Genomic DNA, 26,917 nt, shown 5'->3' with positions numbered 1-26,917 from the left:
GTCATGCCGGGGGTCATGTCTGGCAGATCTCGCACAGCGGTGTGTTGGACGCGGCGGCGCTGCGCATCACCATCGCCTGGGCCGCTGTCTTCGGGGTGTGGCTTTGCGCCGGGCGCGGCAGCTTGGCCTTCGGCGGGGCCGGTATCGTTCCGCCCTTGTCCTTGTCGGCCGGCGACGGCTTGTCCGGCTTGGCCGGCGAGGCGCTCAGACCGTTGGCCGCCCCGCCGCTGTTGATCAGCACCATGGTGCCGTTCATGGCGATGCCGGCCGGGCTCAGCGTGATGAAGTTGCCGCCGACCTTCAGCGTCAGCGAAGCGCCGGCCTCCAGGCACAGGTTCGCCCCGGCATGGACCGCATAGTTGGTGCCGATCTTGTCGTGCAGGTCGACGCCGACGGTGCGCGACACGCCGCCGCCGATGGATTCCACATGGTCGCCGTCCACCGTGGCGTGGTGGTTCCTGCCCACCCATTCCCACAGGCCGCCGGCGACGTTCACATGCTGGCCCGACGCCACCGAGGTGCGGCTGTCATGGCCGATGCGCAGGTCGTAGTCGCGCTGTGCATGGAGGAAGATCTGCTCTTTGCCCGCCTTGTCCTCGAACCGGATTTCGTTGAAGCCGCGCCCGCCGGGCGAGCTGCGCGTCTTGATGCCGGAGCGCGTCTTGTGTTCGGGCAGGGCGTAGGTCGGCAGCGCGTCGGCGTTGTTGACCACGCCGATCGCCATCGGCCGGTCGGGATCGCCGTCGACGAAATCGACCAGCACCTCCATGCCGATGCGCGGCACCGTCTGCATGCCCCACTGGTGCCCGGCCCAGCTCTGCGCCACCCGGATCCAGCAGGAGCTTTTCTCGTCCGACCGGCCGCGGCGGTCCCAATGGAACTGCACCATGATGCGGCCGAACTTGTCGGTGTAGATCTCCTCCCCCGCCGGGCCGACGACGAAGGCGGTCTGGATGCCGCGCACCGACGGCTTGGGCGTCCGCCGCTCCGGCCGCACCACCGCCTTGGCTGGCAAGGCGCGGAAGCTGTTGCCGTAGGACGCCTTGCGCTTGTCGCCGGGCAGGAAGCCCTCGTTGCAGGCGTCGAACTCCAGCTCAGCCACCACCACCGGCTGGTTGTTCTCCGCCGCTGTCGGATGCTCGGTCAGGGCGAAGATCATGCCGGGATGCAGGCTGCGGCAGGCGCCGACACCGCGCACCCCCTCCAGCCCGCGCTCCTCCGTCTCCATCCGGCGGCGGGCGAGCGCCGAACCGGCGTCGCGCGTGGCATAGCGGCCGGGATATTCGAACAGCTCGTACTTGGTCGAAACCGGGACCTTGGCGACCGACGCCTCGCCGCTGTCCAGCGCCGTGCGCGGCGCCTGGAAATCGTAGTCCTTGGTCGCCCAGCGGCCCGACGCGATGGAATAGACCCGCTCCCACCGCTCGATCTGGTCGGCATACTGGCCGCTGGGGTTGAAGCGCAAGGTGGCCGGCGACAGCTTGCCATAGCCGGCGGCGCTGTCGGACAGGATCAGCTTGTGGCGGTCGCGCTCATGCGCGAAGTAGTAATAGATGCCCTCTTCTTCCAGCAGCCGGCTGATGAAGTCGAAATAGGTCTCGTTGTACTGGACGCAGTATTCCCGCGGCTGGTAATTGCCGCTCAGGCTGCGGAATTCGAAGTTGGAAAAGCCGAATTCCTGGAAGATCGTCTCGACGATCTTCGGCACCGCCATCGGCCCGCCGCCGCCCAGGCTGTGGAAGATGCGGCAATCGCTGGTGTAGGACAGCAGCGACAGCCAGGGCACCACCTCGATGGTGTAATAGCGCTGGTCGCGCCCGACCGGCACGCCGACGCCGAGCGAGCGCGCGATGCCGTTGACATAGTGGCGCTCGCCGTCCAACTGGCGGAAGCCGATGTTGACGCTGTTGCCGACGATGGTCTCGGCCGCCAGCGGTTCGATGGGGCCGAGCGCGTCGATGCGGTAGAGGAAGGGGCTGGACAGCGCCTCGCGCCCCTGCACCCGCTCCACCAGCAGCACGTCGGGTCCGGCCGGAGTTTCCAGCGACAACATGCGGTCGTCCTGGGTGAACTGCATCACGCCCCCTCCTCCTCGGCACGGCCGGTCAGGAAATGGGTGAAGTTCGCGGAAGGCGGCAAGCCGGCGCTGGTGAAGCCCTGCTCCGCCACGCCCTCCCCGCCCAGCGTCCACCAGCGGGCGCCGGTGGAAGGCGCCTCACCCGATTGTTGCGGCACCGACAGCGCAGCGACGGAGCCGACGAAGGCCTCCACGTCCAGCGTGTGGGTCAGGACGGACAGCGCCAACTCCTCCGCCGCCTCGAACCATGCGGCATCGCTTTCGGCTCCGGCGGCGGTCCGGCCGGGGGCGAACAGGGCGACCAGCGCCAGCGGGAACTGCCGCCCGGCCTTGTCGACGCTTGGCATCATCACCCCGGCCGCCGCCTGCGGCCCGCAGATTCCGGCCTCCAGCGTGAAGCGCCAGATCGGCGCATTGAGGTAGCGGTCCATCCACCCCCCGCCCAGCGCAGCGCGGCTGGCCTGCAACCCGTCGAGCAGCCAATCGTGCCATGGGTCGGCGAAGGCGCGCGGCAGCCCGCGCAGCAGGAAGTCGCCCCGCGCCGGCAGCTTCCCGAAACAGCCCGTGTTTCCCATCACCGGCTGGCCCATCACAGGCTGTCCGGGCATCGGAAGTCCTTGAGATCGCGGATCGAGAAGGGGTTGACCGCACTGGTCATCCGCACGTCGAAGCTGGCCGACTTGCCGGCGGCGGCGAAGCTCAACGGGATGCGGTCGGGCACCGATCCCTTGCGGCCGCGGCTGGCGTCCAGCGTGCGGAACCAGGCCCAGCTTCCGGTGCGCTGGGTCATCTCCGGCGGTTCGGTCGGCTGGCCGGTGAAGGTGACGCGCAGATCGCCCGCCCCGCCCGGCTTCGGCCATTGCAGCCCCTGCGCCAGCGTGGCATTGCGGGCGAAGGTCATGCGCTGGCCGTCGATGTCCAGATCCACCTGCTCCACCCCGGCGCCGAGATAGGTCGGGCGCAGTTCGAAGCGCAGCGACGGCACCCGGCCGCCATCGGGGAAGAAGGCGTCGCGGATCATAGCCGCATGCTGGAAGGCCGGCAGCACCGACGACGGAATGCCAAGGTCGGCCGCCGACGGCTGCCAGCGCCAGGGCTCCTTCGTCGTGTCGACGAAGGGGCGCAGCCGGTTGGCGAAGAAGGCGTCGATCAGCCCGCCGGGGGCGAACAGCCGGGCGAAGTCATCCATGCCGACATCGGCCGAGGCGCCTTTGACGAAGGGATAGCGGTTGTCCAGCGCGCGGCGGCACCAGGGCAGCACCGTGCTCTGCCATTCGGCGTTGATCTGCGACCGCGCGCCGCTGAGCGTCCGCGCCGTCCCCTGCTCCACCAGCTCCTCGGTCCAGCGGCGGACCGGCTGCGGGTAATAGGCCATGTCGGCGGCGAGCTTCTGGAACACCTCGCCGCCGCCGCTTGCCGCCAGATCGAACAGCTTCTGCCCGCTGCCGGAGCCCAGCGACAGCCGCGCCAGCACCGCATGCACGCCCTCCAGCTGGCGCAGAAGTTCCTCAAGCCGGGCATTGCCGCTGTTGCGGGTGAAGTCGTTCAGTGGACGGAAGCGGTCGTCCACCATCTGGGTGACCAGCTTGGCGACGCCGCTGTCGGCGACCGCCGCGGCCACCGCGGCCACCGCGGGGGAGGCGCCGGCCGGCGCCTCCGGCACGCGCTGCAGCGTCGTCTCGTTCGCCACCGCCGCCAGCAGCTTCTGCAGGGGAGAACTGCGGCCGGACAGGATGTTGACCGCCTCGCCCAGCGCCTTCGGGTTGGCCGCCGGCACCAGGGTGATGTCGTTCAGCAGCGCGTCCCAGCGCCCGGCATAATCCCGCAGATACAGGGTCAGCGCCGCCGTCTCCAGCTCCGGTCCGGCCTCTTCCCCGCGCGGGGGGCCGAGCAGCCAGCTGAGATCGCGCACCGACCGCGCCGCACCGGGCAGGCCCGGCAGCATCACGCCGGTGAAGCCCTGCTGCGTGTAGAATCCCGGAATGCCGTCGCTGAACCGCGCGCCGGAGGAGCGGCGGAACACCCGGTCGCCTTCCGGCCCGGCCTGTTCGGTCGGGCGCCATTCCTGCAGCTTGCGCGCAGCCTCGCCGTCGCGGATGGCGGCATAGGCGCGGGCGGCCAGCGGCGTGCGGGCCAGCACCTCGCGCGACTGGCGGATCAGCTCGGCATCCAGATTGACCTTCGGCAGGCCGGCGGGGGCGCCCAGCCCGGCATCGATGTGGCCGAGCAGCGCCTTGGTCTCGTCCTCGCCCGGCGGCGGCGAGACGCGGCGCAGCCAGCCGACGGTCCAGGCCTTCACCTCCTCGCCATTGACCGGCCCGGCGCCGCCCAGCGTCAGGTAGAGCCGCAGCAGCGCCTCCACCGCCGGGGCGTCATCGGCGACCAGCCGGTCGCGCAGGTCGCGCTGCACCCGCACCAGCAGGCGCGGCACCAGCAGCCCGTTGACCGCGCGGCGATACAGCGCGTCGCCGGCATCCTCCAGCTTGTCGCCCTGGTAGAGCCCGAAATCGAGCGCCAGCCTCTGCTTCAGCGCCTGCGTGTCGTGGCCGGCCGGCAGGGCGCGCAGTTCGTTCAGCACCGGCAGCACCCGGCGGATGTCGTCGTCGGCGACCGTGCCGGCGGCCAGCGCCTCCGCCTTCGGGCGATAGGCATCGACCGCCTGCTGTTCGCGGTCGATCAGCCCGGCATTGCCGAGATAGCTGGCGACCCAGGCGGCGGTGGCGGCGACCGTCACCAGCCCGAACAGGCTGTAGGCGATGCGCGGAACCCAGATGCGCCGCCGTTCCGCCGACGGGTCGAAGCCGACCAGATTGGCCTCGCGGAACACCAGATCGTTCAGCAGCCCGCCGAGGAAATAGCTGCGCTGCTGCCCGGCGGCGACGGCGCCGCCGCGGAAGGGCGCCGCCGGCAGGCCGAAGCTCTCGGCCAGCCCGCCGATCAGCCGGTCGATCTGCGTGCCTTCCTGGGTGCCGCTGGTGAAATAGACGCCGCGCAGCCGCAGCGCCGGCTCATAGCGGTTGGCCTTGAAGGCGGCGGCGACGAAATCGAGCAGCGGCTCCTTCAGCGAGGCCAGCTGCGACGGGAAGGCGAAGATGGCGCCGCGGCGCTCCTGCGCATGCTCCTGCTGGATGCGGTCGACGGCGCGGGCGGACAGGCGGCCGGCGATGCCGTCAAGCTCGCTGCCCAGCGTCGCCATGCCGGCATCGCCCAACTCGCTTTCGGCCGCCGGCAGGGTGACGCCGACGATCTGCCNTTGCCCTTCAGCCCCTCGCGATCAGGTCGGCCTTGGTCAGCAGCAGATAGACCGGCGCCTTGACCTTCAACGTCTCGTAAAGCTCGCGCAGGCGGCGGCGGATGGCGGCGGCATGCTGCGCCCGCTCCTCCGGCCCGGCGGCGGCGAGGTCGGGAACCGCCATCGCCACCAGCACGCCGTTGATCGGCTGGCGCGACCGCGCGTCCTTCAGCAGCTTCAGGAAGGCGCCCCAGCCGGTCTGGTCGACCGCCTCGTGGCTGTCCTGGGTGGTGTAGCGCCCGGCGGTGTCGAGGAAGATCGCCTCGTCGGCGAACCACCAGTCGCATTGCCGGGTGCCGCCGACGCCCTTCAGCGGCTTGGCTCCGGTCTGCTCGGCCAGCGGAAAGTTCAGGCCGCTCTTCAGCAGCGCCGTGGTCTTGCCCGCACCGGGCGGGCCGATGATGACGTACCAGGGGGTGGAATAGAGATAGCCATCGCCCAGCCCGCGCTGCTTGCGCCCGGCCTTCAGCAGGGCCAGCGAGTCCGCGAAGGTCTTGCGCAGGCCGGCGACCTCGTCGGCCTGGTCCATCGCCGCCATGCGGGCAGCGTCGCTTCCGCCGGTCAGCTCCTCCGTCATCCGCTCCTCGGCCTTGGCGTCGCGGCGTTTCAGCAGGATCAGCACGACGGCCAGGATTGGGAAGGGCACGGCGGCGGCCACGGCCAGCCAGGGCATCTCCAGCCCGGCCAACGGCGCCAGCAGCGCGATCAGCGCCGCCGCGATGGCCGCCCCGATGAAGCCCAGCACTGCGCGGGAGAGCAAGATGGCGGTCAGCCGACTCATTCCGATACCCCTGTCCCTGATCTTTTCCGGCCGCTGGCACCGCCCCCGTCGGGGACGGCTCCGCTCACTTCCTGAGGATGATGTCGATCCGGCGGTTCGCCGCCCGCCCCTCGGGCGTGTCGTTGGACGCCACCGGTTCGGTTTCGGCCTTGCCCTCCGCCTTCAGGCGGGACTTGTCGGCGAAGAGCGGGGCGAATTCCGCCATCACCGACTCGGCGCGGGCCTTCGACAGGTGCCAGTTGGACGGGAAGCGCAGCCGCCCGCCGCCGGTCATCGGCACATTGTCGGTGTGGCCGGTGATCAGCACCGCGCCCGGCTCCTCCGCCACGGCGCGGCCGACACGCAGAACCGACGCCCGCACCTTGTCGTTCAGGCTGGCGCTGCCGCTGGCGAACAGGTTGTTGCCGCGCATGCGCACGGTGATGGACAGCGCGTCCTCCGTCACCTCGACCAGCCCTTCGGCGATCTCCGGCTCCAGGAACTTGCGCACGCGCTGGACCTGGGTGGTCTGCGGCGGGGGGGGCGGGGCGATCTCCGGCGGCGGGGCGGCTTCCGCCAGCTTGACCGGAGCCGGGGTCTCGATCACCACGCCGCCATGCGGCGGCAGGCCGCGCATGCCGGCGAACAGCCGGTCCGACGCGCCGTTCAGCAGGAAGCTCAGGGCCAGGAACAGCAGCAGCAGGAACAGCGCCGTGCCGGCCCCGGCCACCCAGACCGGCAGCGAACTGCGCGGCGGCCGGTAGTCCATCGCCAGCGCCGCCGCGTTCGGGCAGAGGATGCGGTCGGCATAGCCGCGATGCTTGACCAGGATATTGTAGACATCCTCACGGATGCGGGCATGCTCGCTGTCCTGCCGGCCGGCGACCCGGTAACGGCCGCGGAAGCCCAGCGACAGGCAGAGATACATCAGCTCCAGCAGGTCGCCGTATTTGCCCGGATCCTGCCGGGCGGTGGCGAGCCGCTCATAGAACTGGTCGCCGCCGACGACGTTGTTGTGGAACATGCTGGTGACGTTCTGGCGCGTCCAGGAACTCTGGCTGCCCCATTGCGAGTTCAGCACGATATCATCGATCAGGGCGCAGAGCGCATAGTGGGCGGTCGCCTGGGTCCAGGCGTCCATGCCGGACTTGGTCACCCAATGCTGGAAGTCGCGCAGGGCCGAGATCACGCGCTGGCGCAGCGATTCCAGGTCCGGCACACCGGTCACGTCGTTCAGCCGCGCCGCCAGCAGCAGCACCGGCGACGCGGCGGCGGCAAGCGGCGAACGGGCGGCGAAGATGCCGGCCAGCGCCGGCCCCGGCAGGCCGACGGCCTCCACCCGCGCCGCAGCGGCTGGCTCCCCGTCGGAAGCGCCGGATGCGCGCCGGCCTCCCGGCGTCGGCATCAGCACAGTGCGTTCCGTCTCCGGTCCGGGCATGCCGCCAAACTGATCGCCGCCTTGCATGTCCACCCCAATCCCCGTGCCGCCACGAAAGCGGTCCAGCCCCACTTCCGTGAACACTGTGAACGAACTAACCGACCATTATCTAGCCATTTCTGGCGGGCGAATCCGGGGGATGCGCGGCGATTTGCCGTACCTCCGCGCATCCCCGTCCGGGGCGCCCCATCAGGGTTGGGCCGGCTGCGGCGCCGCCAGCGGGAAGGGGTTCAGCTCATTGCCGCCGGTCTTGAAGATTGCGGACTGGCTCCACTTCTTCTCACGCGCCAGACGCGGCACCGCACGGTTCACATACTGGCCGAGCGTGAGGTTGTAGATCGCCTCGTCCCCCGGCAGCAGGGCCTTGCCCTTCAGCCCCTCCAGCACCGCATGGGCGAAGATGCCGTTGCGGCCGTCATAGCTGTCCAGCGCCTCCTCCTGCTCCGACGATGCGGCCAGCAGGTAGCGCTGCCCCATGTCCTGGTACAGCTTGTCGACCGTGCCCGCCGACACCGCCCCCGAATGGCAGGTGTCGAGCATCACCAGCACGTTGCGGGCGGAAATGGCGCTGACCAGCCGGTTCAGCTCCTTCTCCGACAGGCCCTGCTCGCCGATCGCCTGCGGCGTGGCGGCGGTCACGTTCTGGGTGATGAAGTGGTAGAGCTTGACCGACGGGTCCTTCGGCGAGGGCACGATCACGCCATGGCCGGCCAGATAGAGGACGACGGTGTCCTCCTCCCGCGCATTTGCGGCGAGTTCCTCCAGCCCGGCGATGACGGCGTCGCGGCTCGCCTCCTCGTCATAGAGCGCCTTCGACAGCGCCAGCGACTGCTCCCGGTCGTAGCCGGCGGGAACCCGGCCGTTCAGCGTCTCGGCGAAGGACGAGGCATCGGCGCGGGCGAAGCGCAGCTGCGTGCCCTCCGGTCTATACTTGTCGATGCCGACGACGAAGGTGAGCAGACGTGGCTTGGCTGGAGCGGCACGCTCGGTCTTGGCGCCAGCCGGTGGCGCGTCGGCCGTCGCCGCCGGCTTGGGCAGCACGAAATCGACCAGCGGCGACCGCTCATAGATCGCGTCGCTGCCGTTGTAGGCACGGATCTGCAACCGGTTGCTGCCGGGGTCGAGGCGGACGGTGCTGACGCGCTCCTCCGGCGGCGGAAGCAGCTCCTTGCCGGCGTCTTTCGGCGCATCGGCCGCAGCCGGAGCCGGAATGGCCGGCTGCGCGGCGGCCGCAGGTTCCTTGGCGCGGGCGAAGGCGCGGGACTTGTCCTGGCCGCTGACGTTGCGCCCATTGAGGAACAGGTCGACCGACCCGATGCCGCCGCCGGTGTCGGCCAGACGGTAGCGCAGCCGCACCGCGCCGATGCCTTCCGGCAGCGTGACCGACAGGCGCGGCTGTTCCGCCGCGACCTCCAGCTCCGACGTCTGCGGCACCGGCTTGGCGGAGGCCGCAGGGGATGGCGCAGGGGATGGCGCAGGGGATGGCGCAGAGGGTGCAGCCGCCTGGACGGCCGGCGCCGGTTCCTTGGCGCGGGCGAAGGCACGGCTGACCGGCGTCATGTCGAGCGGATGGCAGGTTTCGGCGCTGGTGGGAACCGTGACGGCGGCCGGCGTCGACGGGGCGGGAGCCGCCGGCTCCGTGGCGCCGGTGCCGAGCGCCAGCCCGCGGCTTCCGGCCGGAACGGTGCAATAGTCGAGCAGCGTCACCTGCGGCCGGCTCTGGGTCAGCCGGCGGATGTCGCCGATGGCCGACAGCCGCGCGGCGATCTCGGCCTGACCGGTCTGCTGCAGCTTGGCGCGCACCAGTTCCGGGGCGTTGAACACGCGGTAGACCTGCTTGAACTCGACCCACTGGAGCCCCTTCTTCTTGGGATCGTTCAGGTGGAAGCCGACCAGGGTCTCGCCGCCGCTTTCGGAATGGTCGAAGAAGGCCTCCGGCGTCCACAGGACCCAGCGGCGGCCGTCGCGGTGCGGAAACAGCGCCGCCAGCTCCTCCAGCGGACGGGATCCGCCGGACAGAGCGTACCAGCGCAGCGTGCCGTCGCCCAGCGCCGCCACCGCGACGCTCCCGTCGGCCGACGCGACGACGCCCCACACCGCGGCCGGAACCTCGGCACGGGCAAGTTCCGCCCCGGCGGAATCGAGCAGGCGCAGGCTGAACTCGCCGCCCAGCAGGATACGGCGCTGCTTGCCCAGGACGGTGACGCTGCGCGCCCATTCGCCGCTGTCCAGCTTCACCGGCTGGCCGTTGACCTTGGGGTTGCGGGTGTTGCGCCAATCGGAGACCCCGATACCGGGACCTTCCGCCACCGGCCGGGCGAGGCCGGGCTGTGCGTCCGGCGCCGGAGTCAGGCTGCGGGCCAGCACGTCGAAGCGCATCGGCCGCCCGCCGCCCTGCTCCATGCCGAATTCCAGCACCAGCCCGTCGTCGGACAGGCCGAAGCGGCCGAGATGGATGTCGCGATAGTCGGCGACGTCGCCCATGCGGGCGAACTGCATCCGGCCGGCCGGGTCGATCACGCCCCATCCCGGATCGGCGGCGGCGAAGGCGACCCCGCCGCCCGGCAGGGCCAGCAGATGGGTCACGGAATCGCGCGCTGCGGGCGTGTCGGTGTAGCTTCCCTTGCCGGCATCGGCCCAGCGCCGCACCACGTTGCGCTTGCCGTCCACCGTGGCGGTGCCGGCAGCGACCAGCGCCGTGCCGTCCCAGGCGACCGCGGCGAAGCTGCCGCCGGTGACGCCGGCGGCCTTGGCCGTATGGCGGGTCTTCAGGTCGGCGGCGGCCAGAACGTCGACCTGCGCCTGATCGGCATAGCCGACCGCCAGCAGCGTCCCGTCCGGCGAGAAGGCGACGGAATAGGGCATGCCCTTGCCCGGCTTGCGCTTGGCCTTCGGCTTGAAGGCGGCGTCATAGAGGCGGACATTGCCGTCGAAGGACGCGGTGGCGAGTCGCCCGTCGGGTGCGAAGGCCAGCGCCGACACCCGCGCCTCATAGGCGCTGTCCTCCGCGACCAGCTTGAAGCTGGCGCTGTCCCACACGCGGATGCCGGCGGTGCCGCCGAAGGCCCCGGCGACGAAGCGCCCGTCGGGCGAGAAGGCAAGGTCGTTCAGCACCTGCGGCTGTCCCGCAAGCCTGGCCTTCAGCCGCTGCGCCTTGACGTCGAACAGGTAGAGCGTGACGCCGTCGCCCCAACTCGACCCGGTGTTGCCGGCGGCGACCGCCAGCGACCCGTCGGCCGACAGGGCCACGGCATAGAGCGCGCCCTCGTCCCCCGCCTCCATCGGCACGCGCAGGACGCCCAGCGGCTCCCCGCCGTCACGCGCCCACAGGCGCAGGGATTTGTCGTTGGAGACGGTGGCGATCAGCCGGCCCTGCGCGTCGCTGGCCAGCCGGTTGACGCGGGCGGTGTGGCCGCCGGTCTCGATCCGCAGGAACGCCCCCGTGGACGCGTCGCCCGCCAGCACCGGCCGGGCAGCGAACGCCACCGCCGCACCGCAGAGGAGTACGCCCAGCAGGACGACGGAAAGAGCGCCGCGCCGCAGGCGCGCGTTGAGGCGAGAGAGACAGCCGGCCATCATCCGTTCCGCTTGCACTGGTGTCGTCCGGCGGCAGTCCTGCGGGTTCTCCGCAAAAAGCCGCCGCCGGTCAGGTCCGCGCCGATCAGACGGCGTCCAGCGTCGCTTCCTTCTGGGCGATCTGCTGGATGCTGCTGGTGGTGGAGTTGATGCGCTCCGACGTCTCGAAGGCGGTGTTGGTGCGCTCGACCACCTGGGAGGCCGGGGTGGAAGCGGTCTGCTTCGCCGGCTTCTTCTTGGTCTGGGGCTTGACCGCGGTCTTGGTGCGGATCTTCTCGGCCGAGCCCGGCTCGATGTTGTCGGCGGCGACCAGATACTCGTCGCGGCGCTTGACGATGTTCTGGTTGATGCTGCTGGCGATGGCGTAATCCTTGTCCAGCTGGCCGCGGATCAGGGCCAGGCGCTGCTCGGCCTCCGGCTTGCCGATGCGCTTGGCCTTGTAGTCGGCCTTGACCCGCGCGATCTCGGCGCGGCGGCAGTTCACCAGCTGGTCCATCGCCACCTGGGTGCGGTTCAGGTTCTGGTTCTCGGTGTCCAGGTCGGTCATCACGCCCAGGATCGCCTGATCGCGGCCCTGCTGCATCTTGGAGTTCCAGTAGCCGCCCAGCGTGCCCAGCGCCGCACCGGCGGCGGCGCCGATCAGCGCGCTCTTCATGTTGCCGCCGGCCAGCGCACCGGTCAGCGCGCCCACGCCGGCGCCGATTGCGGCGCCCTTCAGCATGTCCTCGGCATAGTAGTTGCCGGTCGAATCGAGCGCGACGCGGTACTGATAGCAGGCGTCGCTGCCATCGTTGGCGCCGATGCGGTCGGTCTGCGTGGTCACGCAGCCGCTGAGCGCCATGGCGACGATGGTGAGCGAGACGAGACTTGCCTTGGCACGGTTGCTTCGCATGACCTGGATTCCCGTTTGCTTTTCTGTTCAAGACATATTTCGATCGGTTCCAGAACTCCGGGACGTCCGCACCACCCCCACAGTGGGCGCACCCCGCCGCCGATCAGGACCCGCCGCAACGCTGCCACAGCAACAACTGTAACGGAAGAGGGCATTACTACCAATTCGTGCGGCCTTTTAAGCAATTTTGCGGCCTGTAACCTTTGAGGCACGGCTTCCCGGGAAATGTATGATCTTCGGATTCAGGGGGATATGATGTTCGGAAGAGTGCGACGCCGGATGGCGGCGAGGATTCTGGCCGGGATGACTGCCGGCCTTGCCGCCGGGACGGCCGTAACGGCGGCGAACCCGGCGCGGGCGGAGATCGCGGCGCTGGTGATCGGGATCGACCGCTACACGCGGATCAATCCGCTGCAGGGCGCCGTCAACGATGCGCGCGACATCAGCGCCGCGCTCAAGGGGCTGGGCGTCAAGAAGCTGCGCCTGTTCATCGACGGCGAGGCGGAGCGCAGCCGGATCATCGCCGCCTGGCGGGAGCTGATCGCCGAGACCTCTCCCGACTCGACCCTGGTGCTGACCTTCGCCGGCCATGGCGCGCAGCAACCGGAGCGTGTTCCCGGCAGCGAGGTCGACGGCATGGACGAGTTCCTGGTGCTGGCGGACTTCGCCCCGCGCGGTCCAGGCACCGCCCAGCGTCTGACCGACGACGAGATCGCCGTGCTGCTGAAGGAAGCCGCCCCGCGGCGGGTGATCTTCGTCTCCGATTCCTGCCATTCCGGCACGATGACCCGCGGCTTCGACGACCGCGCCGGCATGCTGGGCACGCGGGCCGCCAAGATCGACGGCGCGCCGGTCGACCGCATCGAGGAGGACGCCCTGCCCCCGCCCACCCGCGCCGCCCTGCAAGCGGAGGCGGACGACCAGCCGCACGTCACCTTCTTCGCCGCCGTCGCCGAGCATGAGCTGGCGCCGGAGGTGATGATCGACCGCAAGCCGCGCGGGGCGCTGAGCTGGGCCTTCGCCAACGCGCTGCGCGGACAGGCCGACCGCGACGGCGACGGCATCGTCACCAAGGGGGAGCTGGAATCGCACATCCGCGGCGCCGTCCGCATGGCGCTGGAGGGCAAGCAGCATCCCCAGGTCCAACCGCGCGGCCGCGGCGAGATTCCGCTGATCGACCCGGTCGCCTCCAGGCCGAAGCCGCCGTCCCTGCTGCCGGCGGCGGGCCCGATCCCGCTGCGCATCCTGGGCAAACCGGCGGCGGTGAAGACGCTGAGCGCCGGTCTTTCCGGCATCGAGCCGGCCGGCAAGGACGATCCCGCCCTGGTCTGGGACAGCGCCAGCGGCGAGGTGGTCAGCTCGATGGGCGACGTGCTGGCCAGCATCGCCGGCGACCCGATGGCGCCGGAAACCCGGCGGCGGGTGCAGGGTGTGATCGACAAATGGTCGCTGGTGGTGCGGGTGAAGGCGGCGGCGCAGGACCGCTCGCTGGCGCTGGCGCTGGAGCCGGGCGACCGCAACTACCGCCAGGGCGAGACGGTCTCGCTCGACATCCGCGGCAACAGCGGGACCTATTTCACCCTGATCAATCTCGCCGCCGACGGGACGGTCAACTACCTCTATCCGCTGGCCGAGCGCAGCGACCCGGCGCAGATCCCGAAGGGCGGACCCTACCGGCTGGCGCTGACGGTGGAGCCGCCCTTCGGCGCCGACCATTTCCTCGCCATCGCCTCGCCCAAGCCGATGGCGGCGCTGCAGCGGGACCTTGCCGCGCTCGACGGCAAGCCCGCCGCCGCCGAGGTCGCCACCCTGCTGACCCGCCACCTGACCGGCCAGCCGGTGGAGTTCGGCATCCACGGCGTCTACAGCACGGGGCGGTGACTGGATCGCCCTCTCTCCCGCCGGAGGAGGGCGTGCATTCCTACCCCCGCAACGCCGCGCGGCGGTCCGCCCGCATCAGGGCGGCGCCGCGTTCGGCGATCATGACGGTCGGCGTGTTGGTGTTGCCCGAGGTCAGCGTCGGCATCACCGACGCGTCGATCACCCGCAACCCGCGCAAGCCCCGCACCCGCATCTCGGCATCGGTGACGGCGGTGGCGTCGTCCTTGCCGCCCATCCGGCAGGTGCCGACGGGATGGAAGATGGTGGTGCCGATGTCGCCCGCGGCGCGCGCCAGCTCCTCTTCCGTCTGGAAGCTGGGCCCCGGCTTGTATTCCTGCGGATGATAGGGGGCGAGCGCCGGCTGCGCGACGATGCGGCGGGTCAGCGCCAGCGCCTTCGCCGCCTTCGCCCGGTCGGCCGGGTCGGACAGGTAGCAAGGCGCGATGGCCGGATTCTCGCGATGGTCGGCGGCGGTGATCCGCGTCCAGCCGCGCGAGGCCGGGCGCAGGTCGCAGACGCTGGCGGTGAAGGCCGGGAAGCCGTGCAGCGGATCGCCGAACTTCTCCAGCGACAGCGGCTGCACATGGTATTCCAGGTCGGCCGTCTCCATCTCCGCCGAGGATTTGGCGAAGACGCCGAGCTGGCTCGGCGCCATGGTCAGCGGTCCCTTGCGGAACAGGGCATATTCCAGCCCCATCATCGCCTTGCCGAACAGGCTGCCGGCCCGCTTGTTCAGCGTCAGCACCCCATCGACCTTGTAGATCATGCGCAGCTGCAGATGGTCCTGCAGGTTGGCGCCGACGTCGGGCGCGTCCAGCACCACCGGAATCCCGAGCGTCTTCAGATGCTCCGCCGGGCCGATGCCGGAGCGCTGGAGGATCGCCGGGCTGCCGATGGAGCCTGCGGCCAGCACCGTCTCGATCCTGGAAGTCGCCCGCGCCGCCTCCCCCTTGACGGTGAAGCGCACGCCGGTGACGCGGCCGTCGGCGATCTCCAGCTTGTCGATGGCCGCCTCGATGGCGAGCTTCAGGTTCGGCCGGTCGAGCGCCGGGCGCAGGAAGGCCTTGGCCGCGCTCCAGCGGATGCCGCCCTTCTGGTTCACCTCGAAGCTGCCGACGCCGAAATTGTCGCCGCGGTTGAAATCGTCGTTGCGCGGGATGCCGGCCTGCTGCGCCGCCTCGGCAAAGCGGTCCAGCAGGTCCCAGCGCAGCCGCTGCCGTTCCACCCGCCATTCGCCGCCGCTGCCATGCATCTCGTCGGCGCCGCGCCAGTAATCCTCGCTGCCCTTGAAGACCGGCAGAACCTCCTTCCAACTCCAGCGGGAATCCCCGGTGATGGCCGCCCATTCGTCGTAATCGCGCGCCTGTCCGCGCATGGCGATCATGCCGTTGATCGACGAACAGCCGCCCAGCACCTTGCCGCGGGCATAGTGGATGCTGCGCCCGTTCAGCCCGGCCTCGGCCTCCGTCTTGAAGCACCAGTCGGTGCGCGGGTTGCCGATGCAGAACAGGTAGCCGGCGGGGATGTGCAGCCACACCCAATTGTCCTTGCCGCCCGCCTCCAGCAGCAGGACAGAGACGTCCGGATCGGCCGACAGCCGGTTGGCCAGCACGCAGCCGGCCGTACCGCCGCCGGCGATGATGTAGTCGAAGCTGCCGAAATCCAGCACGTCCGCCATCCGCTTCCCTCCCGAGGGGATTTATCGATTTGTCAGACATATTAAATTGCTGACCGGGCGAACGATCCAGCGAAATTTCGCCGCAGCCCGCAGCCTGCCGCGAAAATCGCCGCCTCGCCCGGTCAATCCGCCGCCCGGCGCCGCTGACGCTCCCGTCCGGTCAGCAGATCGACGAAGGCCCGCACCTTGGTCGGGCGGAATCGGGCAGTCGGAAAGACCGCATGGATGCCGCCCGACGGAAGACTCCAGTCGGGTAGCACATGGAGCAACCGGCCGGTGGCGAGGTCATCGGACACGCAATAATCCGGCAGGACGGACAGGCCGGCTCCGGCGCGCACCGCCTCGCGCACGGCGAAGGTGGCGTCGAGCGCGATGGATGCCCGCAGCGTCACCCCGCGCCGCTCGCCCGCGGCGGACGCGAACTGCCAGTTCAACGGATCGCGCAGCGCCGTGTTGGCGATGAAGGGCACCGCGGCGACGGCGTCCGGCCCGACGCGATTGCCCAACCGCCCGGCCATTTCGGGCGTGCCGACCAGCAGTTGCCGGAAACTGCCGAACTGGCGGGCCTGCAGGCTGGTGTCGGTCAGCCAGCCGACGCGGATCGCCAGATCGAAATTGCCGGTGAGCAGGTCCAGCGACTGGTCGGACAGGGCCATCTCGGCCCGGCAGGCCGGATGGGCGGCGGTGAAGGCGGCAATGGCTGGCACCACCACCGAAACGCCGTAGTCGAACGGCGCCGTCAGCCGCAGCAGACCGGATGGCGCCGCCGCGCTCTCCGCCAGTTCGGCGAAGGCATCGTCGGCTTCGCGCAGGATCACCACGCAGCGCCGATGGAACGCCATGCCGGCCTCCGTCGGACGGACCTTGCGGGTGGTGCGGACCAGCAGGGTGGCGCCGACCTCCTCCTCAAGCCGGGCGACCTGCTGGCTGACCACCGCCTTGGTGATCCCCAGCCGTTCCGCCGCCGCGGTGAAGGATCCGGTTTCGGCCACCGCCGCAAAATAGGCGATGCGGTTCAGGTGCCTGGGGTCGCTCATGGCCCGTCCTGCCGGCTTCAATTGTCAGTTATTGGCATACGATATGTCCATTTCATGCCGGCTATACAGCACAATCGCCGCCGGATAGGGTCGGCTCACCCCATCGGCCTCGGTCAGGCCGGCCAACCATGCCCCGGACCCCATCATGACCCGGACCAGAACCGTCACCTATCTGTTCGACCCGCTGTGCGGCTGGTGCTACGGCGCCTCGCCCGCCGTTGCCTCGCTTGCGGCGGTCGCCGACCTTGCGCTGGAACTGCTGCCGGTCGGGCTGTTTTCGGGAGCCGGAGCCCGGCCGATGGACGACGGCTTCGCCGCCTATGCCTGGGCGAACGACCAGCGCATCCAGGCCCTGACCGGCCAGCCTTTCAGCGAGCTGTACCGCAGCCAAGTCCTCGCCGACCGGCAGCGCCGGCTCGACAGCGGACCGGCGACGCTCGCCCTCGCCGCGGTGGCGATGACCGCGCCCGACCGGGAATTTCCGGCGCTGGCCGCCATCCAGTCCGCCCGCTATGTCGGTGGCCGGGACATCACGGCGGTCGAGACGCTGGCCGACATCCTGGCCGGGCTTGGCCTCGACACGGCAGCCGCCCTGCTCACCGAAGGGTCGGAGGATCTGACGGTCTTCGACGCCCTGCGGGTGGAGCGCGGCCGGCAGCTGATGGCCGCCCATCGCGCCAACGGGGTGCCGAACCTGCTGTATGACGACGGCACGCACCGCCGGAAGCTCGATTCCGAAATCCTCTTCTCCAAACCCGGCCGGCTGGCGGCGCTGCTGCAGGCCCAGTAAGCGCCCGATTTCAACCGCCAAACCCGAAGGACACCGACGATGATCACCCGCAGGGACATCCTTGCCACCACGATGCACGCCCTGGCCCTGGGCGGTGCCGCGACCCTTCTCCCCTCCGCATCCGCTTTCGCCGCCGCTGGCGCTCCGCTGTCCTGGCGTCACTTTCCCGCGGGCGAGGCCGGCTTCTTCCGGACGCCGGTCCTGCTGTCGGGCAACCGGGAGGCGATCCTGATCGATGGCGGCTTCACCCTGTCCGACGGCAAGGCGCTGGCCGAGGCGATCCGGGCGAGCGGCCGGACGCTGACCGCCATCTATGTCAGCCAGAGCGACCCCGACTATTATTTCGGCCTGGGTCCGGTCAGGGCCGCCTTCCCCACCGCCCGCGTCGTCGCCGCAACCGCGACCGTCGAGGCCATCAAGGGCAATGTCGAGAAGAAGCTGGCGGTCTGGGGGCCGAAGCTGAAGGAGAACGGTCCGCAGACCCTGGCCGACGTGGCGATGCCGGAGCCGTTCGACGGCCCCTCGCTGACGCTGGAGGGCCAGTCCATCGAGATCGTCGATGCGCAGGGGCTGGCCAACCGACGCTACCTGTGGGTTCCGTCGCTGGGCGCCATCGTCGGCGGGGTGATGGTCTTCTCCGGCCTTCATGTCTGGACCGCCGACACCCCGACCGCCGAAGCGCGGGCCGCCTGGATCCGCACCCTGGACGCCATGGCGGCGCGGAACCCCGCCCTGGTGGTCGCCGGCCATGCCGCGCCGGGCGCCGGCACCGACCCGGCGGCCATCGCCTACACCAAGGCCTATCTGCTGGCCTTCGAGGAGGAACTGTCGAAGGCCAAGACCAGCGCCGACCTGATCGCCGCCATGAAGCGACGCTACCCCGAGGCCGGGATGGGCATCGCGCTCGACATCGGCGCCAAGGTGGCGACCGGTGAGATGAAGTGGGGATGACGGAGCGGCCGTGACGGCGGGGGCGGGGGCGGGAAGCCGGACCTCCCCCGCCCCCCGCCCCCGCCGTCACGGCGCCCCCTCACTTCCGGTTGACCAGCGCCACGCCGCAGACCGCCACCGCCATCCCGGCCAGCGCCACGACGCCCAGCTTCTCGCCGAACAGGATCCAGGCGATCAGCGCCGTTACCGGCGGGGTCAGGTAGAACAGGCTGGCGACCTTGGCCGCAGCCCCGCGGCGGATCAGGGCGAACAGCAGGAAGATGGCGCCCACCGACAGGACGAAGCACAGCCACAGCAGGGCGAAGACGAACTCCCCCGTCCACTGCACCTGCATCGTCTCGGTCAGCGGGGCGGCAACCGCCAGGGCGAGCGCGGTCGCGCCATACTGGATGGCGGTTCCGCTGCGCAGGTCCATGCCGCCGCCATGGCGCTTCTGGTAGAGCGTGCCCAGGGTGATGCCGACCAGCGCAACGAGGGCATAGCAGAGCGGGACCAGATGCGCCGCATCGACGGACAGCTTTTCCCGCACCACCAGCCCGACGCCGGCAAGACCCAGCAGCAGGCCGGCCCATTGCCGGCCGCTCACCCGCTCGCCCAGCAGCGGGCCGGACAGCGCGGCGGTCAGCAGCGGCTGGATTCCGACCACCAACGCCGTGACCCCCGCCGGCAGGCCGTGCGCGATGGCGATGAAGATGCCGCTCAGATAGACGCCGTGCACCAGCAGCCCGGCCAGCGCGATCCGCCCCGCGGTCGGCCAGTCCTTCGGCCAGGGCGCGCGGGTGGCCAGCGCCACCAGCGCCAGCACCAACGCCACCAACCCCAGCCGGATCAGCAGGAAGGTCAGAGGCTCCACATAGGGAAGCCCGTATTTCGCCCCGATGAAGCCGGTGCTCCACAGCAGCACGAAAAGACCCGGCATCAGGCGCAGCCATGTCTGGCCGCCGCCCGTCGCGGTCTCGCCCATGAAAAATTCCCTTCCTGCGGTCAGCTCACCGCCGGGACGGCCGGGGACGACTGGGTCGGCTGCCGGCGGGCCTCGGCGACCGCCTGGATGTGGGATCGCAGATCCGCGTCCTTCTGCACCAGCCGGCGGAAATCCTTCTCATCCAACACCAGCAATTGGCAATAGCCCAAGGCCCGCACGTCTGCATTGCGCCGCTGGCGGGTCAGCAGCGCCATCTCGCCGAAGAAGTCGCCGGTGCCCAGCTTGACCGGTTCCGCCAGATTGGGCACCAGCACCTCGACCGCGCCGGACGCGATGAAGAACATGGCGTCGCCGCGGTCGCCCTTGCGCACGATGGTCTCGCCCGGCAGGGCCAGCTGGGCCCGCAGCAGCGTGGCGATGGTCGTCACCCGCTCCGCCGGCAGGCCGGCGAACAGCGGCACCCGGCGCACCAGCTCCGCCACGTCGAAGCGGACGTCCAGCTTCGGCAGCCGTTCCAGCACCCGGCGGCGCTGCTCCAGGTCGCGCTCCAGGTCGGTCAACACCTCCTGGCTGATGATCGATTCGGCGTAGAGGGTCCGGTAGTCGGCATGCTCCAGCCGCAGGGCGGCGCGGCCGACATAGCGGCTCTGCAGCACCACGGCATAGTCGGGATACTGCAGCTTCAGCGCAGACAGCGCCTGCTCGACGATGCCCAGCCGGCCGACCAGCATGCCTTCCAGCTCGAACGCCACCTCCTGCCCCAGCACGCGGGCCAGCCGGTCGCGGGTGAAGGCCAGCAGTTCGCGCAGCACGGTGCGCACGGCGACCAGCACCTCGAACCGCATCGACAGGCGCCGCGCCAACGGGCGGTGGATGCCGAAGCGGCGCTGCAGCCAGCTGGCCCCCCGCATCCAGGGCGAGAAGGCGATGAAGGGCTCCTCGAAGGCGCGGTAGCCGTTGCGGCCCTGGGCCTTGACGGCGTCCAGCAGCCGGCCGCTGCGCCCGGCCAGCATCTCCATCACCGCGCGCGACACCACCCCTTCGGAGAAGTGGGCGTAATAGAGCTCTTCCTCGCGATTCACCAGAATGACGAGACCGATGGTGATGCGGTCCTCATTGGACAGCTTCGCCTCGTCCCGGCTGTCCTGGTCGATCTTCTTCAGCCTCTCCTCGTAGCGGGAGATCATCACGTCCTTGACCGCGCCGTCGACCTCGTAGGTCTGCGCGACGGCGGCGACGCGGTCGCGGATGCTGTCGGTGGACAGCGCCAGCGCCCGGTTGCGCATGGCGCGCTCCACCGGCGTCAGTTCGTCCAGCTTCAGCACGCGGATCAGCCAGCGCAGCGTGGTGCCGTTGACGAACAGCGTGACGAAGACGAAGCCGGTGACCATCACCGCGACGAAGCTCTGGACACGGTCCGGCACGCGGAAATTCTCGGTCACCGCCAGCGCCAGCGTCAGCGACACCGCCCCGCGCAGGCCGCCCCACAGCATCACCGACTTGTAGGAATTGCTGACCTTCTGCGCCAGACCGGCCCAGGACAGCACCGGCAGCAGGCCGAACAGCACCACCGCCCGCGCCGCGAAGGCGGCGGCGACCACCACCAGGACCAGCCCGACCTCCGCCCAGCCGGCATCGGCCATCAGCCGCGGCACCAGGATGGCGGTCAGCAGGAAGATCATCGAGTTGGCCCAGAAGCCCAGCTGCTGCCAGACATGCTCCATGGCGCCCCAGGTGGCGGGGGAGATGCGGGTCTTGCCCACCGATCCGATGACCAGCGCCGAGGCCACCACCGCCACCACGCCGGACGCGCCGACATAATGCTCGGCGATCACATAGGACAGATAGGCCAGCGCCACCGTCAGCGTGATCTCCGCCATCGGCTGGTTGCGCATCGGCTCCACCAGCATGCAGACGATGCGGCCGCAGACATAGCCGGTGACGACGCCGCCGGCGAAGTCGCGCAGGAAGTCCAGCGCCGCCGCCCCCGCCCCGCCATGGGAGGTGCGGGTCAGCATCTCCAGCAGCAGGGTGAACAGCGCAATGGCGGCGGCGTCGTTCAGCAGGCTCTCGCCCTCGACCAGCGTGGTCAGCCGCCGCGGCGCGCCGAGGTCGCGGAAGATGCCGATGACCGCCGCCGGATCGGTGGAGGCGACGATGGCGCCCAGCAGCAGGCAGGCGACCAGCCCCAGCGAGGTGAACAGGCTGACCGCATAGCCGACGGCGAAGGTGCAGACGAACACCGCCACCACCGCCATCAGCAGGATCGGCCCCAGATCGTCGAACAGACGCCGCACATCCACCGCCAACGCCGTTTCGAACAGCAGGATCGGCAGGAAGACATGCAGCAGGATGTCGGAGGAGACGTCCAGCTCGGCCAGCGAATTCAGGAAATCGTGGAACGGGTCCTTGCCCGGCCCGGCGAAGGTCTGGATCACCGCGCCCAGCGCCACGCCGACGCCCGCCAGCAGCACCGTGTAGGGCACCTGGAAGCGCGCGGCCAGCGGCGGCAGGAAGCTGACGAGGGCGAGAAGCCCGGCAACGCCGAGGACTTGGATGACGATGTCGTGCATGTTCCCACGGGGGCGGCTGCGGCGTGGGCTGCACGGTATCGCCGCACTGTGGCGGGAGCAAGACCGGGAACCACGGAGTGCTGCGGCAAAAATGGTCCCGGACGGCGAGCCGCCTTGTCGCGTTGGGGCAGGATGCTCAGCGCGGCGGCGGCGCCGCGATCCCGCGCGACTGCAGATACTGCCGGCAGCGCTGCTGCCAGTCCGCAAGCGGCGAGGAGGGATCGAGGACGGCGTGGAAGATGTAGTCGGCCGCGGCATCGTCCGACACCGGCGAGCGGTGCAGCGCGTCGGCATTCCGGCCCAGCAGATAGGCCACGACATGGAACTGGTTCATGCGGGCCAGCACCAGCGTCACCGTGCTGCCGCTCTCGTCGGTCGCCTCGATGTCGGCCCCGGAGTCCAGCAGGATGCGGACCGCGTCGGCGTTGCGGCGCAGGCCGGCATTGACCAGCACCGGCTCGCCGATGGCGTTGCGGGCGTTGGGATCGCCGCCGAAGGCGAGCAACAGCCGAAGCCAGTCGGCATCGGTGCCCGACGCCACCATGGTCAGCGCCGATTCCCCGTCGCGGGCACGGCGGTTGGGGTCGGCCCCGGCCTCCAGCAGGGCCTTGGCCCCGGCCTTGCTGTTGCTGGCGATGGCGAACAGCAGCGGCGTCATCCCCTCCGTTCCGCCCGCATTCGGGTCGGCGCCCGCCGCGGCGAGCTGGCGCACGGCGGCGGCATCGCCCCGTCCGGCGGCGTCGGCCAGCCGGGCCGTGGCGGCATCGGGGAAGAAGTGGCTGGCGGGCGGCAGAGCGGCCATGGCGGTCCTCGCGGCGAATGGGGTGGGAAGGGACGTCCAGCCTGCTGCGGCCAGCGCCACCAGGATCAACAGCGCGCGGAGAAAGGCAATGCCGGGCTTGAGGCCGGGCTTGGGGGGCGAGGCGGCACCCTCAGCGATGCAGGGCGGCACGCAGCTGTCCCTCGTCCGCGCGCTTCTGTTTCTCCAGCGCGTTGATCGGATAGGCCATGCCGTGCTTGGTGATGGAGTCGGCGGCGACGCCCTTGACATACTCCATGCCCTTCTTGCCCGCGGCGGCACCCTGGAAGGCATTGCCCTGCTCGTCCACCGCCTCCAGCGGCACATTCCTGCCGATGCTGGTCGGCATCGGTCCGACCACATTCTGCGCCGTGGTCAGCACCTCGCCGGCGACCTGATAGTTGGTGACCTTGCCGCCGTTGGCGCGCGACTTGCCGAAGGCGGCGACCGTATCGTCCTTCAGGCCGGCGGTGTTGAAGGTGGTGCAGGGCACGTCGGCCACCACGGCGCCGGCGGTCGCCAGCCCGCCGCCCAGCGAATGGCCGGCCATCTCCAGCCGCGGCCCGACCTTGCTCTTCACCTTCTGCGCCGCCTGGATCGCCCGCTCGTAATAGTCGGAGCGCAGGCCGATGCCCTGCTGCAGGTTGTTGACCCAGTCCTCCTTGGCGGAGAAGGTGGTCCCCTTCGGCACCAGGACGACCTGCGGCGGCGACCCGAACACCTTGGGGTCCGCCACATACAGCTCCGCCCGGAAGCCCGAGGCGGTGCCGGGGTTCAGGTCGCTGGGGACGAGGCCGTATTTGCGCAGCTCCGCCGGATCGTCGCTCAGCCGGGTCCAGCCCGGCGGCGGGGTCTTGGGCGAGTCCCGACCGTTCTCGTGGTGGTAGACGTCGGCGGCCAGCCTTGCGCGCTCCACCGCCTTGTTGTCGCGGGCGAAACGTTCCGTCACCTCCGGCAGGACCTTCTTCCCGCGCGCCTCCTCGATCAGCGCCTGCCGTTCGGCGACGCGCTTGGCCTTGGCGTCGATCTCCGCCTGGGAACAGGGGATGGTCGGGTTCCTGGCGGGGACCGGGGTGCTCTTGCGGAAATGATTCGCCAGATCGTCGGTCAGCGTCTGGCCGGCGGCCTTGGCGCCGCGCTTGGCCGCTCCGCCGAAGTCGCCCTCCAGCACCGCCGCCCCGGTCTCCTTCAGGCCGGCCTTGACGGTGTCGGCCGCCATCCGGCCGCCGGTGCGCAGGGTCTGGTAGGTCGCCTTGGCCTTCGCCGTGGCGCTTCCGGCCATGTCGGCCAGCGTGGACAGGATCGCCATGGCGTCAGTCCCGCTGCGACAGGGCGGCGATCATGGCGTCGACCCACTCGGTCAGCCATTCCGCTTTCCGGTCGGCGGTCATCGCCGGATCGGCCAGCACCTCGCGCGCTGCCGGACTGTCCTCGTCGAAGCGGTCGCCGGCCAGCGCCGCGGCGACGATGTAGCAGGCGGCCTGCCAGCGCGTGGTCAGGCCATGGCCCTCGGCCCGCGCCAGCTGCTCGCGCCCGAACGCGAGGAACCGGTCGGCAGGCACCGGATCGGCGTCCGGGAAACGGTCGGCGAGGTAGCGGTGCACCGCCCGGATCAAATCCTCTTCCCCAAGCCGGTCCATCTGGGCCTGCGACAGAACGAACACGGCGCACCCCAATCGTTTGCGTAATCAGGGTATGATAGAGGTGCATTCAGCGACAGAGAAGCGGCAACTCCGGGTTTGTGAGGCTGAGTTGCTTCGCCCGAGCACAACCATGCGGTTCCGCCATGGAACGGCGACACGCTGTCGTTTAGTATGACGCCTGTTTTGTCCGAATCGGAGAGGGGGGACGCGAGGATGGGATCGGTCAGGATTTTGCGGACGGCATTGGCGGGGCTCGGGCTGCTGATGGCGTTGGGCGGCGTCGCAGCCGCCACGGATCCAACCGCTGCTCCCACAACGTCGGAGGACTTCATCCGGGCGCTGGCGCCGGCGGCCGGAGGCCGCGGCCTTTCCCTCGGCACCGCCGGCGCTGCGGAACCGGCCGCACTCCCCCCGGCTTCCCCGTCCGTGTCCGCCCCCGCTCCGGTCGCGGCGGCAGCGTCGACCGCCGTCCGTCCACCTGCCTCCCGTCCACCCGCTGCCGCGAAGCCGGCGGCCGCCCCCCGGATCAGCTTCCAGGTGGAATTTGCCTTCAATTCGGCGGAGCTGACGCCGAAGGCAGCCGGCATCCTGGATGAGCTGGGCCGCGCCCTGACCTCCCCGGAACTCAGCGCCTACCGCTTCCAGCTGACCGGCCACACCGACGGCGTCGGCAATCCCGACTACAACCTCGCTTTGTCGAAGCGGCGGGCCGCCTCGGTCCGCGAGTATCTGACCCGGAGCTTCGGCGTGTCGCCCAACCGGCTGGTGGCGATCGGCCGCGGATCGCAGCAGCTGCTCGACCCCGCCAACCCGGCCAGCGACGCCAACCGCCGGGTGGAGATCGTCAATCTCGGCTCCTGACCTCGGGAATGCCGGCGGCGGCGTGATGGCGGCCTAACGCCATCCGCCGTCGCGCGTCAGCCCGGCCAGGATATCGCGCAGGATGGCGTGGGCGGCACGGGCGGCGACCGGCATCGGCCGGCCGGCGGCATGGGCGAGCAGGATGGTCCGGTCGATCTGCGGATCGACGATGGGCAGCCCGGTCAGGCGATCCGCCACCGCGCCGTAGCGCGCCACCCGCTCCGACAGCACGGAATAGCCGCAGCCTTCCGCCACCAGCGCCTTGATCTGCTCCAGCGCGTCGATCTCCATGGCGACGGTGACGCGGGCGCGGGCCAGCAATGCTGCGTGCTCCACCTCCTCGCGCACGCCGTGCGGGCGGCCGGGCAGGATCAACGGCAGGGCCAGCGCCTCGGCGAAGGGGATCGACTTGCGTCCGCGCAGCAGCGGGTCGTCCGCCGGCCCGACCAGATGCAGGCTTTCCCGCGCCACCAGCTCCGTCTCCAGCCCGCCCATCTCCTCGGCACCGAACACCAGCGCCAGATCGAGCTGCCCCGACAGCACCCATTCCCGCATGTGGCCGGACAGCCCCTCCACCACCCGCAGCCGGATCTGCGGATGGGCCCGGCGCACCGCCAGCGCCAGCGGCACGGTCAGCACCGGCCCCAGCGAGGTCGGGATGCCGACCGTGGCCGGACCGGCGGGGACCGCCTCCACCGCGCGCACCTCGTCGCGCAACCCGTCCATCGAGTCGATCAGCGCCGCCGCCCGCTGCGCCAGCCGCCGCCCGCTTTCCGTCGGCACCACGCCGCGCGCCGTGCGCAGGACCAGCTGGCAGCCGAAATCCTCCTCCATCCGCTTCAGATGCAGGCTGAGCGCCGGCTGCGCCACCCGCAGCGCCTCCGCCGCGCGGGAGATCGAGCCATGCTCGACGATGCCGAGGAAATAGCGAAGCTGCCGCACGTCCATCCCGCCGGACCCCCTGCCCTCGATAACATGACGCTATGAGAGCGGCGCTGGAGATCGCGTGTCAATATGGCTTCTGTTTCTGACCGTTGCTGCGATTTCCGCTTGGAAGCCCCCCTCTTGATCGCCGCAAATCCGTTAACCATTTACCCATCAGGCACCGTGCGGTCGCGCATTTTGCGGACCGCGGAGGCGCCGTCCCGCGCCGGATGGCTGGGCGGGAGACCATGGAAACGGAGTGCCGGATGGACTTCGGTCAATTCACCGATCGTGCGCGTGGCGTCATTCAGGCCGCGCAGATCGCCGCCCTTGCCGAGCGGCATCAACAGCTTCTTCCCGAACATCTGCTGAAGGCCCTGATCGACGATGCGGGCGGCGTGGCGGCGCGTCTGGTGCGCGACACCGGCGGCGATCCCGACCTGCTGAAGTCCGCGACCGAGGAGCAGCTGTCCCGCGCTCCGGTCCAGCCCGGCGCCAACGAAGGCCCGCAGCCGCTCTACATGTCGCCGGCGCTGGCCGCCGTGCTGCAGGGCGCCGTCGCCTCGGCGCGCAGCGGCGGCGACCGTTTCGTCACCGCCGAACGGCTGCTGGAGAGCCTCGCCCGCCAGAGCGGCCCGCTGCGCGCCCTGTTCCGCCGCGCCGGCGTCGATGCCGACGCATTGGCCGCCGCCGCCGATGCCCAGCGCAAGGACCATCCCGCCGACGCGGAAACCGAAACCACCTCCGGCGAGGCGCTGGCCCGCTACACCCGCGACCTGACCGAAGAGGCGCGGCAGGGCCGGCTCGACCCGGTGATCGG

General features: G+C 70.4%; 20 protein-coding genes. 5 read left to right on the top strand and 15 right to left on the bottom strand.

Annotation, left to right across the window (positions count from 1 at the left end; translation table 11 throughout):
• Positions 1–13: 13 nt before the first annotated feature.
• From A6A40_RS28125 to A6A40_RS28095, 7 genes are all read right to left on the bottom strand, one after another.
• Positions 14–2,077: a type VI secretion system Vgr family protein gene (locus A6A40_RS28125; RefSeq protein WP_108549142.1), complete on the bottom strand. Its 2,064-nt coding sequence runs from the start codon at positions 2,075–2,077 to the stop codon at positions 14–16.
• The gene (tagF, locus tag A6A40_RS28120; protein WP_108549141.1) at positions 2,077–2,685 is read right to left on the bottom strand and encodes a type VI secretion system-associated protein TagF; all 609 of its coding nucleotides are present in this window, start codon (positions 2,683–2,685) and stop codon (positions 2,077–2,079) included. The genes A6A40_RS28125 and tagF overlap by 1 nt, the downstream gene beginning before the upstream one ends.
• Positions 2,667–5,288 (bottom strand): type VI secretion system membrane subunit TssM, encoded by a 2,622-nt coding sequence (gene tssM / locus A6A40_RS28115; RefSeq protein ID WP_250645749.1) that lies wholly within the window; start codon positions 5,286–5,288, stop codon positions 2,667–2,669. The genes tagF and tssM overlap by 19 nt, the downstream gene beginning before the upstream one ends.
• Before the next feature lie 49 nt (positions 5,289–5,337).
• Complete coding sequence (locus A6A40_RS28110) at positions 5,338–6,150, bottom strand: type VI secretion protein IcmF/TssM N-terminal domain-containing protein (RefSeq protein WP_108549139.1); 813 nt, start codon at positions 6,148–6,150, stop codon at positions 5,338–5,340.
• Positions 6,151–6,214: 64 nt separating this feature from the next.
• Positions 6,215–7,594: a type VI secretion system protein TssL, long form gene (tssL, locus tag A6A40_RS28105; protein ID WP_108549138.1), complete on the bottom strand. Its 1,380-nt coding sequence runs from the start codon at positions 7,592–7,594 to the stop codon at positions 6,215–6,217.
• 162 nt (positions 7,595–7,756) lie between these two features.
• Positions 7,757–11,161: a caspase family protein gene (locus A6A40_RS28100; RefSeq protein WP_108549137.1), complete on the bottom strand. Its 3,405-nt coding sequence runs from the start codon at positions 11,159–11,161 to the stop codon at positions 7,757–7,759.
• 67 nt (positions 11,162–11,228) lie between these two features.
• Positions 11,229–12,035 (bottom strand): YMGG-like glycine zipper-containing protein, encoded by an 807-nt coding sequence (locus A6A40_RS28095; protein WP_108549136.1) that lies wholly within the window; start codon positions 12,033–12,035, stop codon positions 11,229–11,231.
• A 303-nt stretch (positions 12,036–12,338) separates the two neighbouring features.
• Between A6A40_RS28095 and A6A40_RS28090 the strand changes: the two genes are divergently transcribed.
• Positions 12,339–13,916, top strand: a complete 1,578-nt coding sequence (locus A6A40_RS28090) for a caspase family protein (protein ID WP_236784112.1) — start codon at positions 12,339–12,341, stop codon at positions 13,914–13,916.
• Positions 13,917–13,956: 40 nt separating this feature from the next.
• On the opposite strand, the gene A6A40_RS28085 is transcribed toward A6A40_RS28090, so the two are convergent.
• Both A6A40_RS28085 and A6A40_RS28080 read right to left on the bottom strand, forming a co-directional pair.
• On the bottom strand, positions 13,957–15,594 hold the full coding sequence (locus A6A40_RS28085) for a GMC family oxidoreductase (RefSeq protein ID WP_108549134.1): 1,638 nt from the start codon (positions 15,592–15,594) through the stop codon (positions 13,957–13,959).
• A gap of 122 nt (positions 15,595–15,716) precedes the next feature.
• Positions 15,717–16,631 carry a LysR family transcriptional regulator gene (locus A6A40_RS28080; protein WP_108549133.1) on the bottom strand — a complete coding sequence of 305 codons (915 nt, stop codon included), beginning with the start codon at positions 16,629–16,631 and terminating at the stop codon, positions 15,717–15,719.
• A 145-nt stretch (positions 16,632–16,776) separates the two neighbouring features.
• Here A6A40_RS28080 and A6A40_RS28075 point away from each other — a divergent pair, with 145 nt between their 5' ends.
• On the top strand, positions 16,777–17,421 hold the full coding sequence (locus A6A40_RS28075; protein ID WP_108549132.1) for a DsbA family protein: 645 nt from the start codon (positions 16,777–16,779) through the stop codon (positions 17,419–17,421).
• Positions 17,422–17,460: 39 nt separating this feature from the next.
• Positions 17,461–18,372 (top strand): MBL fold metallo-hydrolase, encoded by a 912-nt coding sequence (locus A6A40_RS28070; protein ID WP_108549131.1) that lies wholly within the window; start codon positions 17,461–17,463, stop codon positions 18,370–18,372.
• Between the two features lie 79 nt (positions 18,373–18,451).
• Here A6A40_RS28070 and A6A40_RS28065 read toward each other — a convergent pair whose 3' ends face one another.
• The 5 genes from A6A40_RS28065 to A6A40_RS28045 all read right to left on the bottom strand — a co-directional run bounded on the left by A6A40_RS28065 (position 18,452) and on the right by A6A40_RS28045 (position 24,333).
• On the bottom strand, positions 18,452–19,336 hold the full coding sequence (locus A6A40_RS28065; protein ID WP_108549130.1) for a DMT family transporter: 885 nt from the start codon (positions 19,334–19,336) through the stop codon (positions 18,452–18,454).
• Between the two features lie 20 nt (positions 19,337–19,356).
• On the bottom strand, positions 19,357–21,870 hold the full coding sequence (locus A6A40_RS28060) for a cation:proton antiporter (RefSeq protein ID WP_108549129.1): 2,514 nt from the start codon (positions 21,868–21,870) through the stop codon (positions 19,357–19,359).
• A 136-nt stretch (positions 21,871–22,006) separates the two neighbouring features.
• Positions 22,007–22,822 carry an ankyrin repeat domain-containing protein gene (locus A6A40_RS28055; protein WP_236784111.1) on the bottom strand — a complete coding sequence of 272 codons (816 nt, stop codon included), beginning with the start codon at positions 22,820–22,822 and terminating at the stop codon, positions 22,007–22,009.
• A complete protein-coding gene (locus tag A6A40_RS28050) occupies positions 22,803–23,978 on the bottom strand; it encodes a Tle-like phospholipase domain-containing protein (protein WP_108549128.1) in 1,176 nt (391 codons plus the stop codon). The genes A6A40_RS28055 and A6A40_RS28050 overlap by 20 nt, the downstream gene beginning before the upstream one ends.
• A 4-nt stretch (positions 23,979–23,982) precedes the next feature.
• On the bottom strand, positions 23,983–24,333 hold the full coding sequence (locus tag A6A40_RS28045; protein ID WP_108549127.1) for a hypothetical protein: 351 nt from the start codon (positions 24,331–24,333) through the stop codon (positions 23,983–23,985).
• Positions 24,334–24,525: 192 nt separating this feature from the next.
• Between A6A40_RS28045 and A6A40_RS28040 the strand changes: the two genes are divergently transcribed.
• On the top strand, positions 24,526–25,173 hold the full coding sequence (locus A6A40_RS28040) for an OmpA family protein (protein WP_236784110.1): 648 nt from the start codon (positions 24,526–24,528) through the stop codon (positions 25,171–25,173).
• A gap of 33 nt (positions 25,174–25,206) precedes the next feature.
• Here the strand turns inward: A6A40_RS28040 and A6A40_RS28035 are convergent, their stop codons facing one another.
• Entirely contained in the window at positions 25,207–26,121 is a 915-nt protein-coding gene (locus A6A40_RS28035; RefSeq protein WP_108549125.1) for a LysR family transcriptional regulator, read from the bottom strand.
• A gap of 242 nt (positions 26,122–26,363) precedes the next feature.
• On the opposite strand from A6A40_RS28035, the gene A6A40_RS32030 reads away from it, so the two are divergent.
• Positions 26,364–26,917, top strand: a 554-nt coding sequence (locus A6A40_RS32030; RefSeq protein ID WP_272483276.1) for a Clp protease N-terminal domain-containing protein, incomplete at its 3' end; no start/stop codon positions are given.

The sequence above is a fragment of the Azospirillum humicireducens genome, from assembly GCF_001639105.2.
Lineage (GTDB): Bacteria > Pseudomonadota > Alphaproteobacteria > Azospirillales > Azospirillaceae > Azospirillum > Azospirillum humicireducens.
Note: the sequence above shows the minus strand (reverse complement) of the source record. Positions and strands in the feature narration are given on the sequence as shown.

Excerpts from the sequence above, each read along its gene's own strand:
- A6A40_RS28070 (WP_108549131.1), top strand. The coding sequence starts at position 17,461 with ATGATCACCCGCAGGGACATCCTTGCCACCACGATGCACGCCCTGGCC.
- A6A40_RS28035 (WP_108549125.1), bottom strand. The coding sequence starts at position 26,121 with ATGGACGTGCGGCAGCTTCGCTATTTCCTCGGCATCGTCGAGCATGGC.
- A6A40_RS28065 (WP_108549130.1), bottom strand. The coding sequence starts at position 19,336 with ATGGGCGAGACCGCGACGGGCGGCGGCCAGACATGGCTGCGCCTGATG.
- A6A40_RS28090 (WP_236784112.1), top strand. The coding sequence starts at position 12,339 with ATGACTGCCGGCCTTGCCGCCGGGACGGCCGTAACGGCGGCGAACCCG.
- A6A40_RS28110 (WP_108549139.1), bottom strand. The coding sequence starts at position 6,150 with ATGAGTCGGCTGACCGCCATCTTGCTCTCCCGCGCAGTGCTGGGCTTC.
- A6A40_RS28095 (WP_108549136.1), bottom strand. The coding sequence starts at position 12,035 with ATGCGAAGCAACCGTGCCAAGGCAAGTCTCGTCTCGCTCACCATCGTC.
- A6A40_RS28050 (WP_108549128.1), bottom strand. The coding sequence starts at position 23,978 with ATGGCGATCCTGTCCACGCTGGCCGACATGGCCGGAAGCGCCACGGCG.
- tssL (WP_108549138.1), bottom strand. The coding sequence starts at position 7,594 with ATGCAAGGCGGCGATCAGTTTGGCGGCATGCCCGGACCGGAGACGGAA.
- A6A40_RS28060 (WP_108549129.1), bottom strand. The coding sequence starts at position 21,870 with ATGCACGACATCGTCATCCAAGTCCTCGGCGTTGCCGGGCTTCTCGCC.
- A6A40_RS28125 (WP_108549142.1), bottom strand. The coding sequence starts at position 2,077 with ATGCAGTTCACCCAGGACGACCGCATGTTGTCGCTGGAAACTCCGGCC.
- A6A40_RS28085 (WP_108549134.1), bottom strand. The coding sequence starts at position 15,594 with ATGGCGGACGTGCTGGATTTCGGCAGCTTCGACTACATCATCGCCGGC.
- A6A40_RS28075 (WP_108549132.1), top strand. The coding sequence starts at position 16,777 with ATGACCCGGACCAGAACCGTCACCTATCTGTTCGACCCGCTGTGCGGC.
- tagF (WP_108549141.1), bottom strand. The coding sequence starts at position 2,685 with ATGCCCGGACAGCCTGTGATGGGCCAGCCGGTGATGGGAAACACGGGC.
- A6A40_RS28040 (WP_236784110.1), top strand. The coding sequence starts at position 24,526 with ATGGGATCGGTCAGGATTTTGCGGACGGCATTGGCGGGGCTCGGGCTG.
- A6A40_RS28080 (WP_108549133.1), bottom strand. The coding sequence starts at position 16,631 with ATGAGCGACCCCAGGCACCTGAACCGCATCGCCTATTTTGCGGCGGTG.